The following is a 15013-nucleotide window of genomic DNA, read 5'->3' as shown; positions in this document are numbered from 1 at the left end:
CTGCGCTTGGTGGCGGTCAGGCTCCCGCGGCCGACTTGAGGTCGGCGGCCCGGTCGGTGCTCTCCCAGGTCAGGTCCGGCAGCTCCCGGCCGAAGTGGCCGTACGCGGCGGTCTGCTGGTAGATCGGGCGGAGCAGGTTGAGGTCCCGGATGATCGCGGCCGGGCGCAGGTCGAACACCTCGGCGACGGCCTTCTCGATCGAGGCGACCGGCACCGTCTCGGTGCCGAACGTCTCGATGAACAGGCTCACCGGGTGGGCCTTGCCGATGGCGTAGGCGACCTGCGCCTCGCACCGCTCGGCGAGGCCGGCGGCGACCACGTTCTTGGCCACCCAGCGCATGGCGTACGCGGCCGAGCGGTCCACCTTGGACGGGTCCTTGCCGGAGAACGCGCCGCCACCGTGGCGGGCGTACCCACCGTAGGTGTCGACGATGATCTTGCGGCCGGTCAGCCCGGCGTCACCCATCGGGCCGCCGATCTCGAACCGGCCGGTCGGGTTGACCAGCAGCCGGTAGCCGTCGGTGTCCAGGCCGAGGCTCTCCAACTCCGGGGCGATCACGTGGTCGCGCACGTCCGGGGTGAGCAGCGAATCCAGTGAGATGTCGGCGGCGTGCTGGCTGGACACCACCACGGTGTTCAACCGGACCGGGCGCAACCCCTCGTACTCGATGGTGACCTGGGTCTTGCCATCCGGCCGCAGGTACGGGATAGTGCCGTCCTTACGCACCGCGGAGAGGCGGCGGGCCAACCGGTGCGCCAACGCGATCGGCAGCGGCATCAGCTCGGGCGTCTCCGAGCAGGCGAAGCCGAACATCATGCCCTGGTCGCCGGCGCCCTGCGCGTCGAGCGCGCTCTCCGACGCCCCGGTCCGCAGCTCGAAGGCGTTGTCCACACCCTGCGCGATGTCCTCGGACTGGGCGCCGATGGAGACGCTGACCCCGCAGGAGGCGCCGTCGAAGCCCTTCTTCGACGAGTCGTAGCCGATGTCGAGGATGGTCCGGCGGACGATCGTCGGGATGTCGGCGTACGCCTTGGTGGTCACCTCACCGGCGATGTGCACCTGACCGGTGGTGATCATGGTCTCCACCGCCACGCGGCTGTGGGGGTCCTCGGTCAGCAGCGCGTCGAGGATGCCATCGCTGATCTGGTCAGCGATCTTGTCCGGGTGGCCTTCCGTGACCGATTCGGACGTGAAGAGACGGCGTGTCACGGCACTCCTAAGCGTGTGAGGTCGTTCCGCGGCAGTCTAATCACCACTGCGGTCGGTGTCGGGATCGGTCACGCCCTGTTCCACCCGTCAGGAGTGACCTGGCAGCCGTGCCACGACGAGATCCCAGACGGCGTCGGCCACCGCGTCCTTCGCCTGCTCGGGCAGCCGGCTGACCGAACCGTCCGCGCCGATCACCGTCACCGTGTTGGTGTCGGCACCGAAGACCAGATCCGGACCGACTTCGTTGACCACGATCAGGTCGGCCCGCTTCCGGGCGAGTTTCGCCCGGCCGTTGGCCTCGGCATCGCCAGTTTCGGCGGCGAACACCACCAGCACCTGATCTGGTCGTTTGCGCTGGCCGAGCTCCGCCGCGATGTCCGGGTTGGTCACGAGCTCGATGGTGGGCGCGACGCCGTCGTCCGACTTCTTGATTTTGCCAGGCGCGTACGTGGCGGGCCGGAAATCGGCCGGAGCCGCCGCCATCACCACCGCGTCCGCCTCGACGGCGGCCTTGACTGTCGCCTCCCGCAGCTCGGCGGTGGTGCCCACCCGGACGAGGTCGACGCCGGCCGGGTCGGCGAGGCCGACGTTCGCCGCGATCAGGGTGACCCGGGCGCCGCGGGCGACCGCCGCGCGGGCGAACGCGTACCCCTGCTTGCCCGACGAGCGGTTGCCCAGGAAGCGGACCGGGTCGAGGGGTTCGCGGGTGCCACCGGCGGTGACCACCACCCGGCGGCCGGTCAGGTCGGCGGGGGCGGCGGCGCCGCGGGTCAGCAGCCGAGCGGCGACGGCGAAGATCTCCGCCGGGTCGGGCAGCCGCCCCTTGCCGGTGTCGGCGCCGGTGAGCCGGCCGACGGCGGGCTCGATGACCCGCACCCCGCGGGAGCGCAGCGTGGCGACGTTCGCCACGGTGGCAGGGTGCTCCCACATCTCGGTGTGCATGGCCGGGGCCAGCAGGACCGGGCAGCGGGCGGTCAGCAGGGTGTTGGTCAGCAGGTCGTCGGCGAGGCCGTGCGCGGCCTTGGCCAGCAGGTCGGTGGTGGTCGGTGCGACCACCACGAGGTCGGCCTGCTTACCGAGCCGGACGTGCGGCACCTCGTGGACGTCGGTCCAGACGTCGTCGGCGACGGGTTGACCGGAGAGCGCGGCCCAGGTCGGCGCTCCAACGAAGCGGAGCGCCGACGCGGTTGGCACGACCCGAACCCGGTGACCCGATTCGGTGAAGAGTCGCAGCAGCTCGCACGCCTTGTAGGCGGCGATGCCGCCACCGACCCCGAGGACGATCGAGGCGGACATCGGCCAGCGGGGGCTTACGGCTGGTCGGTCGGCTCGGCGGTGAGCAGGCCCGAGTTGATCTCGCGCATGGCGATCGAGAGGGGCTTCTCCTGCGGGGTGGTCTCGACGAGCGGGCCGACGTACTCCAGCAGGCCCTCACCGAGCTGGCTGTAGTAGGCGTTGACCTGGCGTGCGCGCTTGGCCGCGAAGATGACAAGCGCGTACTTCGACGTCGTCTTCTCGAGGAGCTCGTCGATCGGCGGGTTGGTGATGCCTTCGGGGTTGGCGATGGATCCCACGAATTAACCTCTGCGTCTTTCGAGCCGCGCGAACGCGGTGCTGAGTCTCAACGGTGCCCGACCGTCAGCCACGCACACGTGACCAGGCCGGATCCGGATAAGAAGAACCGAGTAAGCCTACCAGCTCGTCGACCACCCGTTCGGTGTGGTCGTGGGTCAGCGCGTGTTCGGCGATGGCAGCCACCGCGGCGTCGGGCGCGTACCCGGGTGGGCTCAGCAGCACCAGCCGGACATCGGGCCGGCGCACCCGGACCAGTGCGGCGCCGCGCAGGTCGAGCGGGAGCAGGACCGGCTGCCCGGCGTCGAGCCGGGCGCGCAGCGGCGGGTACGGGGTGCCCCGGCGGTGCGAACCGATCCGGGACCACTCCAGCAGCTCGCCGTCGACGATCCGGCGATCGAACTCGGCGGGGGCGAGGAAGACGCGGTCCACCCCGTCGATCTCCGACTCCCGGCGCGGCCTGGTGGTTGCCGCGACCGGGACCCACACGGACGGAGAACGCGCCCGGACAAGCTCGACGACACTCTCCCTGCCGGAACCCGAAGGTCCAGCCAGGACAGTGAGCCGAGCCGCCGGGCGCGCCTCGTCATCCGTGCTCACTGCTTGTTTCTACACGCTGCCAGGTTCAGTTGGCGGCGAACTCTCCAAGCAGTGCCTTGCGCTGCTGCTCGCCGAGGCCACGCAGGCGACGGCTGTCGGCGATCTTGAGCTTCTCCATGATCTGGGTAGCCCGGATCTTGCCGATACCCGGCATGGCCTGCAGGACGGCCGACACCTTGAGCTTGCCGACGACATCGTCGCTCTCGGCCCGCTCGAGGACAGCACCGAGGGTGGTCTTGCCCTGCTTGAGCTGCTCCTTCAGCTGAGCACGGGCCTTGCGGATCTCCGCGGCCTTCTCGAGCGCGGCAGCGCGTTGTTCGGGGGTCAGTGACGGGAGCGGCACCAGTTCTCCTCAGGTCCCTATCGCGGCGGGCGGGGCGCACCGCCGCATCTGTGAAACGTGGTGTCGCTGTGAACCAAGGTGTCCATGGTTCCCAGCGCGGGGAAAACTAGCGGCCAACGAAGCTTTCGGCAACGTGGGGGCCGCATGATCACCGTAGAGTGACCGACCCGTCAGTCAGTCACCGGGCAGGCAGAACGGCCCGGCAGTCGACGAGCACGCGGTCTGCGGCGGCCCGCAGCGCGGCCACATCGGGGCCGGCCGAGAGCACTTCCCGGGAGTACGAGGGGAGCACCGAGGCGAGGCTCGAACCGAAGACCGTCCGCAGATCGGCTGCCCCGGCACCCTGCGCGCCGAGCCCCGGAGCGAGCAGCGCCCCACCCACACCGGAGAGGTCGTGACCGGTGTCACCGATGGTCGCGCCGACCACCAGACCGAAACTGCCGAGTGGGGACGCACCCCTGTTGAGCTGGGAAATCTCGTCGATCACGGTCTGCGCCACGGTGCGGCCGTCGGCCGTGACGGCCCGCTGCACGGCTGCGCCCTCGGGGTTGGAGGTGAGGGCCAGCACGAAAACCCCGCCGCCGTGCTCGGCGGCCAGCTCGAACATCGGCGCCAGCGAACCGACCCCGAGGTAGGGGCTCGCGGTGATCGCGTCGACATACACGGGGCTGGATGGATCAAGGTACGCGGCGGCGTACGCGCTCACCGTCGAACCGATGTCGCCGCGCTTGACGTCGAGCAGAACGAGCGAGCCAGCATCCCGTAACTGTCGGATAGTTGACTCAAGAATCGCCACGCCTCGGGATCCGAAACGCTCGAAAAAGGCCGACTGAGGCTTGACTACCGCAACCCGGTCACCGAGGGCTTCCACCACGGTTCGGCTGAACCGCTCGAGCCCCTGAACGTCGTCCGGGAGGCCCCACTGGGCCAGCAGACCGGGATGCGGGTCGATGCCCACACAGAGCGGGCCCCGTTCGGTGATGGCCCGGTGCAGCCGGGTACCGAAGCTCTCCATCGGAGTGTTCCCCTCTTCTCGTCCGGGCGGCTGCCCCGCCCGGTAACCCGTCGACCCGGTGACCGGGCCGACTCAGCCGGCCGCCACCGCCGCCGCCACCCCGGCCGCGATCCGGGCCAGGTCGGCGTCGTCGGTGACGTACGGCGGCATCGTGTAGATCAGGTCGCGGAACGGGCGCAGCCACACCCCCTGGTCGACGGCGGCCGCGGTCGCCGCGCCGAGGTCGACCTCGTGGTCGAGCTGGACCACTCCGATCGCGCCGAGCACCCGGACGTCGGCCACGCCGGGCGTGCCACGCAGGGGCTCGAGGCCGGCGCGCAGGCCGACGCCGACCCTGGCGACCTGAGCGGCCCAGTCACCGGCCCGGAGCAGACCGATGGAGGCGTTCGCCACCGCGCAGGCCAGGGGATTACCCATGAACGTGGGCCCGTGCGCCAACACGCCGGTCGCCGAGATGCCCCGGGCGACCTCCGCGGTGCACAGGGTCGCCGCGAGCGTCAGGTACCCACCGGTCAGCGCCTTGCCCACGCAGAGCACGTCCGGCGTCACCTGGGCGTGCTCGGCGGCGAACATCTCGCCGGTGCGGCCGAACCCGGTGGCGATCTCGTCGAAGATCAGCAGGATCCCGTGCGCACGGGTCACCTCGCGCAGCACCCGCAGGTAGCCCGGGTGGTGGAAGCGCATCCCGCCGGCCCCCTGGACGACAGGCTCGACGATCACGGCGGCCAACTCGTCGGCGTGCCGTTCGACCGTCTCCACGAGCGCCGCCACGTACGCGTCGTCGGGCGGGTCGGTGAAGCCGCCCGGCGGCACCGGGGCGAACACCTGCCGGGGCAGCACGTCGCCCCACAGGTGGTGCATCCCGCCCTCCGGGTCGCAGACGCTCATCGGGTGGAACGTGTCCCCGTGGTAGCCACCCCGCCAGGTCGCCAACCGCCGACGCTGCGGGCGTCCGACGGCCCGCTGGTACTGCAGGCACATCTTCACCGCCACCTCGACGCTCACCGAGCCGGAGTCGGCCAGGAACACGTGCTCCAGCCCGTCCGGGGTCAGCTCGACCAGCGTCCGGGCGAGCCGCACGGCCGGCTCGTGGGTGAGCCCGCCGAACATCACGTGGCTCATCCGGCCGAGCTGGTCGGTCACCGCCGCGTCCAGCACCGGGTGCCGGTACCCGTGGATCGCCGCCCACCAGGACGACATCCCGTCCACCAGCTCCCGGCCGTCGGCCAGGGTCAGCCGTACCCCCTCGGCGCTACGCACGAGGTACGGCGAGGTCGCCGGCGGCAGCGCGGCATACGGGTGCCAGACGTGGGCCCGGTCGGCGGCCAGGATCTCCTCAGGTGTCACGCGTACTCCTCTGTGCCTCGAACGGTCCGGACGGCGGACGTCCTGCGGCCGGTCCGAACCACCCCGCCGCCGCCGTCCGGGCCCCCGCGGTCCGGCCTGTTGCGGTCCGGCCTGTTGCGGTCCGGCCTGTTGCGGTCCGGCCTGTTGCGGTCCGTTGGCCTACCGCCTTCGTCTGGTCCGCCACGGCTGTCTGGCCCGCCGCGTCGTCCGGTACGCCGCGTCGTCCGGTACGCCGCGTCGTCCGGTACGCCGCACTTGCACGCAGCCTGCCTTTGCTCTGCACCCGCGGAGGCGACACCCGCTGGTGGGGTGCCGCGCTCCCGGTGGTGCATCCACGGGTGCAGAGCAAAGGGACAACAACGGGCGAGGGGCCCCTGGCCCGGAGCAGGCCCCCGGCCCGGAGCAGGCCCCTGCGGCGGAGCGCCGAGCAGAGCCCCTGGCGCCGAGCAGGCCCGGCACCTGGTTGCGCCGGGCCAGCACCAGGCTGGCAACGGTCACCGGCCTGCGACAGGGTCCGGTGCCGCCGACGGGGGCGCGGATCCGGCGGTCGCGCGGACGGCGGCCCGCACCAGGGCCGGACCCCGGTAGATGAATCCGGTGTAGAGCTGTACCAGGGCGGCGCCGGCATCGAACATCCGTGCCGCGTCGTCCGGCTCCAGCACCCCGCCCACGCCGATGATGGGCAGCCGGCCGCCGGTCTCCCGGTGCACGAACGCGACCACGTCCCGGGCGCGCCCGGTGAGCGGCCGACCGGAGAGGCCACCGGCCTGCGCGCCCCGCTCGACGTCGACGCCGGCGAGCCCTTCCCGCGACAGGGTGGTGTTGGTGGCGATCACCCCGGCGGCGCCCCGGGCCAGGCAGACCTCCAGCAGCTCGGCTATCGCCGCCTCGGTCAGGTCTGGTGCGATCTTGACCAGTACCGGTTTCTCCCCCACCAGTGCGCCGAGCAGCGCGTCCAGGTGGGCGCGGTCCTGCAAGGACCGCAGACCCGGGGTGTTCGGCGAGGACACGTTCACCGCGAAGTAGTCGCCGTGCCCGCGCAACGCCCGGTACGAGGCGCGGTAGTCCTCGACCGCCTCGTCCAACGGGGTCACCTTGGACTTGCCCAGCGAGATACCCAACGGCACCCCGAGCGGGCGCGGCAGCGCCGCCAACCGGGCGGCCAGCGCGGCGGCCCCGGCGTTGTTGAAGCCCATCCGGTTGACCACCGCCTCGCTGGCCGGCAGCCGGAACAGCCGTGGCCGGGGGTTGCCGGGCTGGGCGTGCGCGGTGACCGTGCCGACCTCCACGAAGCCGAAGCCGAGCGCCGGCCAGGCCGGCAACGCCGCGCCGTCCTTGTCCATGCCGGCAGCCAACCCGACCGGGTTGGGGAACCGCACCCCGAACACCGTGCGGGGCGCGTCGGCCGCGTACCGGGCGCGCAGCGCGGCGAGCACGGCCGGCCGCCGCGACACGGCAGCCAACCGCCGCAGCGTCCACTCGTGCGCCGCCTCGGCGTCCCCGCCACCGAGCCGGAACAACCACGGCCGCACCGTCTGCTCGAACAGCGTCACTGGGCCGCCCGCAGGATGGCGTGCAGGTCCTGCAGCGGGCGCACCTGCATGTCGCCGCGAATCCGCGCCTCGATGCCCATCACCGCCGCCGCCGCGCCGGGAACCGTGGTGATGCAGGGGATGTCCGCCGTGACGGCCGCGCTGCGGATCTCGTACCCGTCGGAGCGGGCGCTGGCCCCCGAACCCTGCGGCGTGTTGATCACCAGCGCCACGTGGCCGCCGCCGATCAGCGACACCGCGTCGTCGCCCGCACCGGCCTGGTAGTGCTTGCGGACCTGCTCGCAGGCGATGCCGTGCCGACGCAGCACCTCGGCCGTGCCGGCGGTGGCGACGATCTCGAAGCCCAGGTCGGCCAGCCGCTTGATCGGGAAGATCATGCCGCGCTTGTCCCGGTTGGCGACCGAGACGAAGATCTTCCCGGTGGTCGGCAGCGATCCGTACGCGGCCGACTGGCTCTTCGCGAAGGCGTGCCCGAAGTTGGTGTCGATGCCCATCACCTCGCCCGTCGACTTCATCTCCGGCCCGAGCAGGGAGTCGATCCCCTTGCCCGCGCGCGTCCGGAAGCGCTTGAACGGCAGCACCGCCTCCTTGACCGCGACCGGCGCGTCGGCGGGCATCATGCCCCCGTCCCCCGTCGCCGGCAGCAGGCCCTCGGCACGCAGCCCGGCGATGGTCGCCCCGAGCGCGATCCGGGCCGCCGCCTTCGCCAGCGGCACCGCCGTGGCCTTGGAGACGAACGGCACGGTCCGCGACGCCCGAGGGTTGGCCTCCAGGACGTAGAGCACGTCGTCCTTGAGGGCGTACTGCACGTTCAGCAGCCCACGGACGCCGACGCCACGGGCGATGGCCTCGGTGTACCGGCGGACCTCGGCCAGGTGCGAGCCCGCGAGGGTGATCGGCGGGAGCGCGCAGGACGAGTCGCCGGAGTGGATGCCCGCCTCCTCGATGTGCTCCATCACACCGCCGATGTAGACCTCACCGTCGGCGTCGCACAGCGCGTCCACGTCGATCTCGATGGCGTCGTCGAGGAACCGGTCCACCAGCACCGGGTGGTCCGGGGAGATGTCGGTGGCCCGGCCGATGTAGTCGCGCAGCGTCGGGTCGTCGTAGACGATCTCCATGCCCCGCCCGCCCAGCACGTACGACGGCCGGACCAGCACCGGGTAGCCGATCTCGTCGGCGATCGTCTTGGCCTCGTCGTACGACGTGGCCATACCGTGCGCCGGCGCGCGCAAGCCGGCGCGGGCCAGCACCGCGCCGAACGCGCCGCGCTCCTCGGCCAGGTGGATCGACTCCGGCGAGGTGCCGACGATCGGCACACCGGCGTTCTTGAGCCGCTGCGCCAACCCCAACGGGGTCTGCCCGCCGAGCTGCACGACCACACCGACCACGCCCGGCCCGCCGGCCGCCCGGCCGGACGAGTCCTCGGCGTGCCAGACCTCCAGGACGTCCTCGAAGGTCAACGGCTCGAAGTAGAGCCGGTCGGCGGTGTCGTAGTCGGTGGAGACCGTCTCCGGGTTGCAGTTGACCATCACGGTCTCGTAACCGGTCGACCGCAACGCTTGAACGGCGTGCACGCACGAGTAGTCGAACTCGATGCCCTGCCCGATCCGGTTCGGGCCGGAGCCCAGGATCAGCACCTTCGGCCGGTCCGACGGCACGACCTCGGTCTCCAGGTCGTACGTCGAGTAGTGGTACGGCGTGGTCGCCTCGAACTCGGCGGCGCAGGTGTCCACGGTCTTGTAGACCGGACGCACGTCGAGACGGTGCCGCAGGGTGCGGACGCCGTCCTCGGCGGCCAGCTCCGGGCGCAGCGCGGCGAGTTGCCGGTCGGACAGACCGGCCCGCTTGGCGCGGCGCAGCAGGTCGGCGTCGAGCACCGGCGCGTCCACGATCTCCGCGCGCAGCTCGATCAGGCCGGCGATCTGGTCCAGGAACCACGGGTCGATCCCGCCGGACGCCTCGGCGACCTCGGCGATGGACGCGCCGAGGCGCAGCGCCCGCTCCACCGTGTACAACCGGCCGTCGTGCGGGATCCGCAACGCGGCGAGGGTGTCCGAGCGGGTGGCGCCCTGCGGATCTGGAGTGGTCCAGAAACCAGATGATCGGGTCTCCATCGAGCGCATCGCCTTGTTCAGCGCCTCGGTGAAGTTGCGCCCGAGGCTCATCGCCTCGCCCACCGACTTCATCGTGGTGGTCAGCTCCGGGTCCGCGCCGGGGAACTTCTCGAACGCGAACCGGGGGATCTTCACCACCACGTAGTCGAGGGACGGCTCGAACGCCGCCGGCGTCTTCAGGGTGATGTCGTTGGGGATCTCGTCGAGGGTGTACCCGATGGCCAGCTTCGCGGCGATCTTCGCGATCGGGAAGCCGGTCGCCTTGGAGGCCAGCGCCGAGGACCGCGACACCCGGGGGTTCATCTCGATCACGACGATCCGGCCGTCGACCGGGTTGACCGCGAACTGGATGTTGCAGCCGCCGGTGTCCACCCCGACCTCACGCAGCACGGCGATGCCCAGGTCACGCAGGCGCTGGTACTCCCGGTCGGTGAGCGTCATGGCCGGGGCCACGGTGACGCTGTCACCGGTGTGCACACCCATCGGGTCGATGTTCTCGATCGAGCAGACCACCACGACGTTGTCGTGCCGGTCGCGCATCAGCTCGAGCTCGTACTCCTTCCAGCCGAGCACGCTCTCCTCGATGAGGACCTCGTGCACCGGGCTGGCGGACAGGCCGTCACCGGCGATGCGGGCCAGGTCCTCCGGGGTGTGCGCCATGCCGGAGCCCAGGCCACCCATGGTGAACGACGGCCGGATCACCACCGGCAGGCCCAGCTCGGCGACCGTCGCCTCGACCTCGTCCATCGAGTGGCAGACCCGGGAGCGGGGTACCAGCCCGGTCGGGTCGTCGACGCCGAGGCGTACGCCGGCCTTCGCCACGATCTCCTTGAACAGTTGCCGGTCCTCGCCGCGGTTGATGGCGTCGATGTTCGCGCCGATCAACTCCACGCCGTACTTCTCCAGGACGCCGCCCTCGTGCAGGGCGACGGCAGTGTTCAACGCGGTCTGCCCACCGAGGGTCGCCAGGATCGCGTCCGGGCGCTCCTTGGCGATGACCAGCTCCACGAACTCCGGGGTGATCGGCTCGACGTAGGTCGCGTCGGCGAACTCCGGGTCGGTCATGATCGTCGCCGGGTTGGAGTTGACCAGGCTGACCCGGATCCCCTCGCTGCGCAGCACCCGGCAGGCCTGGGTGCCGGAGTAGTCGAACTCGCAGGCCTGACCGATGACGATCGGCCCGGAGCCGATCACGAGGATGTGCTTGAGATCGGTCCGCTTAGGCATTGCTGCGCCCCTTGCTGTGGGTCCGGCTACCGATCAGCTCGGCGAAACGGTCGAAGAGGTAGTCGGCGTCGTGCGGGCCTGCCGCCGCCTCCGGGTGGTACTGGACGGTGAACGCGGGCACGTCGATCGCCCGCAGCCCCTCGACCACGTTGTCATTGAGGCAGACATGGGACACCTGAACGCCGCCGAAGTCGGTGTCGATCACCTGGTCGGGGACGACGGCGCCGACGCCGGCGCCGGGCACCTGGACGGCGAAGCCGTGGTTGTGGCTGGTCACCTCGACCTTGCCGGTGGCCCGGTCGAGCACCGGCTGGTTGATCCCCCGGTGGCCGTAGCCCAGCTTGTAGGTGCCGAAGCCGAGCGCCCTACCGAGAATCTGGCTGCCGAAGCAGATGCCGAACAGCGGCACCTCCCGGCGCAGCGCCTCCCGGGCCAGCGCCACCGGGGCGTCGGCGGTGGCCGGGTCGCCCGGACCGGGCGACAGGAAGATCGCGTCGGCGCCGGTGGCGAGCATCTGGTCGATGCTCGACGACGCCGGCAGCACGTGGGTGGTCACCCCGCGGGTGGCCAGCCGGCGCGGCACGTTGCGCTTGATGCCCAGGTCCAGGGCGGCCACCGTGAACCGGTGCTCCCCCACGGCCTCGACGACGTACGGCTCGACGGTGCTCACCTCGGCGGACAGGTCCGCGCCGACCATCTGCGGCGCCTGGCGGACCCGGGCCAGCAGGCTCTGCGGATCGTTGTCGACGCTGGAGATGCCCACGCGCATGGCGCCCCGCTCCCGCAGGTGCCGGGTCAGCGCCCGGGTGTCCACCCCGCTGATGCCCACCACACCCTCGGTGGCGAGGCGGTCCTCGAGACCACCGGTGGCCCGCCAGTTCGAGCCGACCCGGGCCGGGTCACGCACGACGTAGCCGGCCACCCAGATCCGGCCGGACTCGTCGTCCTCGCCGTTGACGCCGGTGTTGCCGATGTGCGGTGCGGTCTGCACCACCACCTGACGGTGGTAGGAGGGGTCGGTCAGGGTCTCCTGGTAACCGGTCATGCCGGTGTTGAAGACCGCCTCGCCGAAGGCCTCTCCGACGCTGCCGTACGCCTCACCGGGGAACGTGCGTCCGTCCTCGAGGACGAGGATCGCGGAACGTCTACGGGTCACTTGACTGCCTTTCCGTCCAGGACCGTCGGCTCGCCGCGCAGGAAGGTCGCCACGATGCGACCTGGCAGCGTCATGCGGGCGTACGGGGTGTTGCGACTGCGACTGGCCAGCTCCGTCGGCTCGATGGTGCGGCGGGCGGCCGGGTCGATCAGGGTGAGGTTCGCCGGCACACCCGGCGCGGGGTCGACACCGTGCCCGGTGAGGCCGGCGACCCGTGCCGGGGTGCGGGACATCCGCTCGGCGATCAGGTCCCACTGGGGGCCGAGCACGTCGAGCGCGATGGAGAGCGCCGTCTCCAGGCCGAGCATCCCCGGCCGGGCGTACGCCCACTCGCACTCCTTGTCCTCCACGGCGTGCGGGGCGTGGTCGGTGGCGATCACGTCGATCACCCCGTCGGTGAGGGCGGCGCGCAGCGCGGTGACGTCCGCGGCGGTACGCAGCGGCGGGTTCACCTTGAAGACCGGGTCGTACGCTCCGGCTGGGCTCCAGTTGTTCGCGAGTGCGGGGCTCGCAAGCTCACTCCTCCCGCTCACGACCTCGTCGGTGAGCAGCAGGTGGTGCGGGGTCACCTCGGCGGTGACGCGTACCCCGCGGGCCTTTGCCTGGCGCAGCACCTCGACGCTGCCGGCGGTGGAGACGTGGCAGACGTGTAGTCGGCTGCCGACGTGCTCGGCGAGCAGCACGTCCCGGGCGATGATCGCCTCCTCGGCGACCGCCGGCCAACCGATCAGGCCGAGCCGGGTGGAGACCTCGCCCTCGTGCATCTGGGCGCCCTCGGTGAGCCGGGGCTCCTCGGCGTGTTGGGCGACGATCCCGTCGAACGCCTTGACGTACTCCAGGGCCCGGCGCATCAGCTTCGGGTCGGCGACGCAGTGCCCGTCGTCGGAGAAGATCCGCACCCGGGCCGCCGAGTCGGCCATCGCGCCCAGCTCGGCAAGCCGCTCGCCGGCCAGCCCGACGGTGACCGCGCCGATCGGCTGCACGTCGACCAGGCCGGCCTCCCGGCCGAGCCGCCACACCTGCTCGACCACCCCGGCGGTGTCCGCCACCGGTGAGGTGTTTGCCATCGCGCAGACCGCCGTGTAACCGCCCAACGCCGCCGCGCGGGAGCCGGACTCGACGGTCTCGGCGTCCTCCCGGCCGGGCTCGCGCAGGTGGGTGTGCAGGTCGACGAGGCCGGGCAGGGCGACCAGGCCGGTGCCGTCGACGACCGTGGCGTCCGGCGCGGACAGGCCGGGCCCGACCTCGGCGACCACGCCGTCGCGGATCAGCAGGTCGGTCGGCGCGGCGCCGACGACGCTCACGCTGGTGATCAGGTACGCGGTCACCGGTTGTTCCCTCCGAGCAGCAGGTACAGGACAGCCATCCGCACGGAGACCCCGTTGGTGACCTGTTCGACGATTGTGGAGCGGGGTGAGTCGGCGACCTCGGGGGTGATCTCCATCCCCCGGTTCATCGGGCCGGGGTGCATGACGATCGCGTGCTCGGGCAGCCGGCGCATCCGGGGCCCGTCCAGCCCGTAGCGGCGGGCGTACTCGCGCGCGGAGGGGAAGTAGGAGTCGTTCATCCGTTCCCGCTGCACCCGCAGCATCATCACCACGTCCACGTTGGGCAGGACGCAGTCGAGGTCGTAGGAGACGTCGGTGCCCGGGGCGAGGGCGCCCGCGATGTCGACCGGGATCAGGGTCGGCGGGCCGACCAGGGTGACCTTGGCGCCGAGGGTGGAGAGCAGCAGCACGTTGGAGCGGGCGACCCGGGAGTGCAGCACGTCCCCGACCACCGCGACCGACAGGCCGGCGAGCCGACCCAGCCGGGAACGCATGGTGTACGCGTCGAGCAGCGCCTGGGTGGGGTGCTCGTGGGTGCCGTCGCCGGCGTTCACCACCGACCCGTCCACCCAGTTGGCCAGGCGGTGCGGCGCGCCCGAGGCGGGGTGGCGGACGACCACGGCGTCCGCGCCCATGGCCTGCAGGGTCAACGCGGTGTCCTTCAGGCTCTCGCCCTTGGTGACGCTCGACCCCTTCGCGGAAAAGTTGATCACGTCGGCGCTGAGCCGTTTCGCCGCCGCCTCGAAGGAGATCCGGGTACGCGTGGAGTCCTCGTAGAAGAGGTTCACCACGGTCCGGCCGCGCAGCGCGGGAAGCTTCTTGATCTCCCGGCCGGCGACGGTGGCCATCTCGGCGGCGGTGTCCAGGATCTCGGTGGCGGTGTCGGCGTCGAGGTCGCCACCGGAGAGCAGATGTTTGATCATGAGCTGGCTCCCCCGTAGAGCTTGACCTCGTCCGTCCCGTCGATCTCGGCGAGCGTCACCTTCACGCTCTCGGCCAGCGAGGTCGGGATGTTCTTGCCGACGTAGTCGGCGCGGATCGGCAGCTCCCGGTGGCCCCGGTCGACCAGGACGGCGAGCTGCACCGAGGCCGGGCGGCCCACGTCGTTGAGCGCGTCGAGCGCGGCCCGGACGGTGCGGCCGGAGAAGAGCACGTCGTCGACGAGGATGACCCGCTTGCCGTCGATGCCACCCGGGGGCAGCTCGGTCGGGCCGACCGCGCGGGTGGCGTGCCGACGGAGGTCGTCACGGTAGAGCGTGATGTCGAGCACACCGACCGGAACGGCGACGTCCTCGAAGGCGCTGATCCGGTCGGCGAGCCGCCGGGCGAGCGGGGTCCCCCGAGTGGGAATCCCAAGAAAAACCGTGTTGGCGGCACCCTGGGTCTTCTCCAGGATCTGGTGGGCGATGCGGTCGACCACGCGCTGCACGTCGGCGCTGTCGAGGATCACCTTCACCGAGGGTTGTCGCGGTGGTGACGAGCGGGCAGCCGGTGGGTACGCCACGGCAGACCTCCTTCCCCGCCTCACGGGACGGGTCGTTAAAG

The 15013-nt window shown here is 71.5% G+C and carries 13 protein-coding genes; all 13 read right to left on the bottom strand.

Translation table 11 applies throughout. The features are described from left to right. Positions 1-16 precede the first annotated feature (16 nt). The 13 genes from metK to pyrR all read right to left on the bottom strand — a co-directional run bounded on the left by metK (position 17) and on the right by pyrR (position 14972). Positions 17-1210 (bottom strand): methionine adenosyltransferase, encoded by a 1194-nt coding sequence (gene metK / locus AB0C15_RS23595; protein ID WP_357355211.1) that lies wholly within the window; start codon positions 1208-1210, stop codon positions 17-19. A gap of 87 nt (positions 1211-1297) precedes the next feature. Beyond that, positions 1298-2506 carry a bifunctional phosphopantothenoylcysteine decarboxylase/phosphopantothenate--cysteine ligase CoaBC gene (gene coaBC / locus AB0C15_RS23590; RefSeq protein WP_357355209.1) on the bottom strand — a complete coding sequence of 403 codons (1209 nt, stop codon included), beginning with the start codon at positions 2504-2506 and terminating at the stop codon, positions 1298-1300. A 14-nt stretch (positions 2507-2520) separates the two neighbouring features. Next, positions 2521-2784 (bottom strand): DNA-directed RNA polymerase subunit omega, encoded by a 264-nt coding sequence (gene rpoZ, locus AB0C15_RS23585; RefSeq protein ID WP_030335666.1) that lies wholly within the window; start codon positions 2782-2784, stop codon positions 2521-2523. 64 nt (positions 2785-2848) lie between these two features. Beyond that, complete coding sequence (locus tag AB0C15_RS23580; protein ID WP_357355207.1) at positions 2849-3382, bottom strand: guanylate kinase; 534 nt, start codon at positions 3380-3382, stop codon at positions 2849-2851. A 25-nt stretch (positions 3383-3407) separates the two neighbouring features. After that, a complete protein-coding gene (mihF, locus tag AB0C15_RS23575; protein ID WP_030335662.1) occupies positions 3408-3725 on the bottom strand; it encodes an integration host factor, actinobacterial type in 318 nt (105 codons plus the stop codon). A gap of 178 nt (positions 3726-3903) precedes the next feature. Next, on the bottom strand, positions 3904-4740 hold the full coding sequence (gene pyrF / locus AB0C15_RS23570) for an orotidine-5'-phosphate decarboxylase (protein WP_357355205.1): 837 nt from the start codon (positions 4738-4740) through the stop codon (positions 3904-3906). Positions 4741-4812: 72 nt separating this feature from the next. Then, the gene (locus AB0C15_RS23565; protein ID WP_357355203.1) at positions 4813-6087 is read right to left on the bottom strand and encodes an adenosylmethionine--8-amino-7-oxononanoate transaminase; all 1275 of its coding nucleotides are present in this window, start codon (positions 6085-6087) and stop codon (positions 4813-4815) included. 494 nt (positions 6088-6581) lie between these two features. Beyond that, on the bottom strand, positions 6582-7640 hold the full coding sequence (locus tag AB0C15_RS23560) for a quinone-dependent dihydroorotate dehydrogenase (RefSeq protein WP_357355201.1): 1059 nt from the start codon (positions 7638-7640) through the stop codon (positions 6582-6584). Then, positions 7637-10984 (bottom strand): carbamoyl-phosphate synthase large subunit, encoded by a 3348-nt coding sequence (gene carB, locus AB0C15_RS23555; RefSeq protein ID WP_357355199.1) that lies wholly within the window; start codon positions 10982-10984, stop codon positions 7637-7639. The genes AB0C15_RS23560 and carB overlap by 4 nt, the downstream gene beginning before the upstream one ends. Further along, positions 10977-12140: a glutamine-hydrolyzing carbamoyl-phosphate synthase small subunit gene (carA, locus tag AB0C15_RS23550; RefSeq protein WP_357355197.1), complete on the bottom strand. Its 1164-nt coding sequence runs from the start codon at positions 12138-12140 to the stop codon at positions 10977-10979. Before carA ends, carB begins: the two co-directional genes overlap by 8 nt. Continuing rightward, positions 12137-13468: a dihydroorotase gene (locus AB0C15_RS23545; RefSeq protein WP_357355195.1), complete on the bottom strand. Its 1332-nt coding sequence runs from the start codon at positions 13466-13468 to the stop codon at positions 12137-12139. The genes carA and AB0C15_RS23545 overlap by 4 nt, the downstream gene beginning before the upstream one ends. Further along, positions 13465-14391 carry an aspartate carbamoyltransferase catalytic subunit gene (locus AB0C15_RS23540; protein WP_357355193.1) on the bottom strand — a complete coding sequence of 309 codons (927 nt, stop codon included), beginning with the start codon at positions 14389-14391 and terminating at the stop codon, positions 13465-13467. Before AB0C15_RS23540 ends, AB0C15_RS23545 begins: the two co-directional genes overlap by 4 nt. Next, positions 14388-14972, bottom strand: coding sequence for a bifunctional pyr operon transcriptional regulator/uracil phosphoribosyltransferase PyrR (gene pyrR, locus AB0C15_RS23535; protein ID WP_357355191.1), 585 nt, complete (start codon positions 14970-14972; stop codon positions 14388-14390). Before pyrR ends, AB0C15_RS23540 begins: the two co-directional genes overlap by 4 nt. Between the last annotated feature and the right edge of the window lie 41 nt (positions 14973-15013).

Origin of the sequence: Micromonospora sp. NPDC048835, assembly GCF_040649995.1 — a bacterium.
Taxonomy (GTDB): Bacteria; Actinomycetota; Actinomycetes; order Mycobacteriales; family Micromonosporaceae; genus Micromonospora.
This window is presented reverse-complemented; position numbering and strand designations above follow the sequence as displayed.

Coding starts and splice junctions, on each gene's coding strand:
- coaBC (WP_357355209.1), bottom strand. CDS start 2,506: ATGTCCGCCTCGATCGTCCTCGGGGTCGGTGGCGGCATCGCCGCCTAC.
- pyrF (WP_357355205.1), bottom strand. CDS start 4,740: ATGGAGAGCTTCGGTACCCGGCTGCACCGGGCCATCACCGAACGGGGC.
- carB (WP_357355199.1), bottom strand. CDS start 10,984: ATGCCTAAGCGGACCGATCTCAAGCACATCCTCGTGATCGGCTCCGGG.
- AB0C15_RS23540 (WP_357355193.1), bottom strand. CDS start 14,391: ATGATCAAACATCTGCTCTCCGGTGGCGACCTCGACGCCGACACCGCC.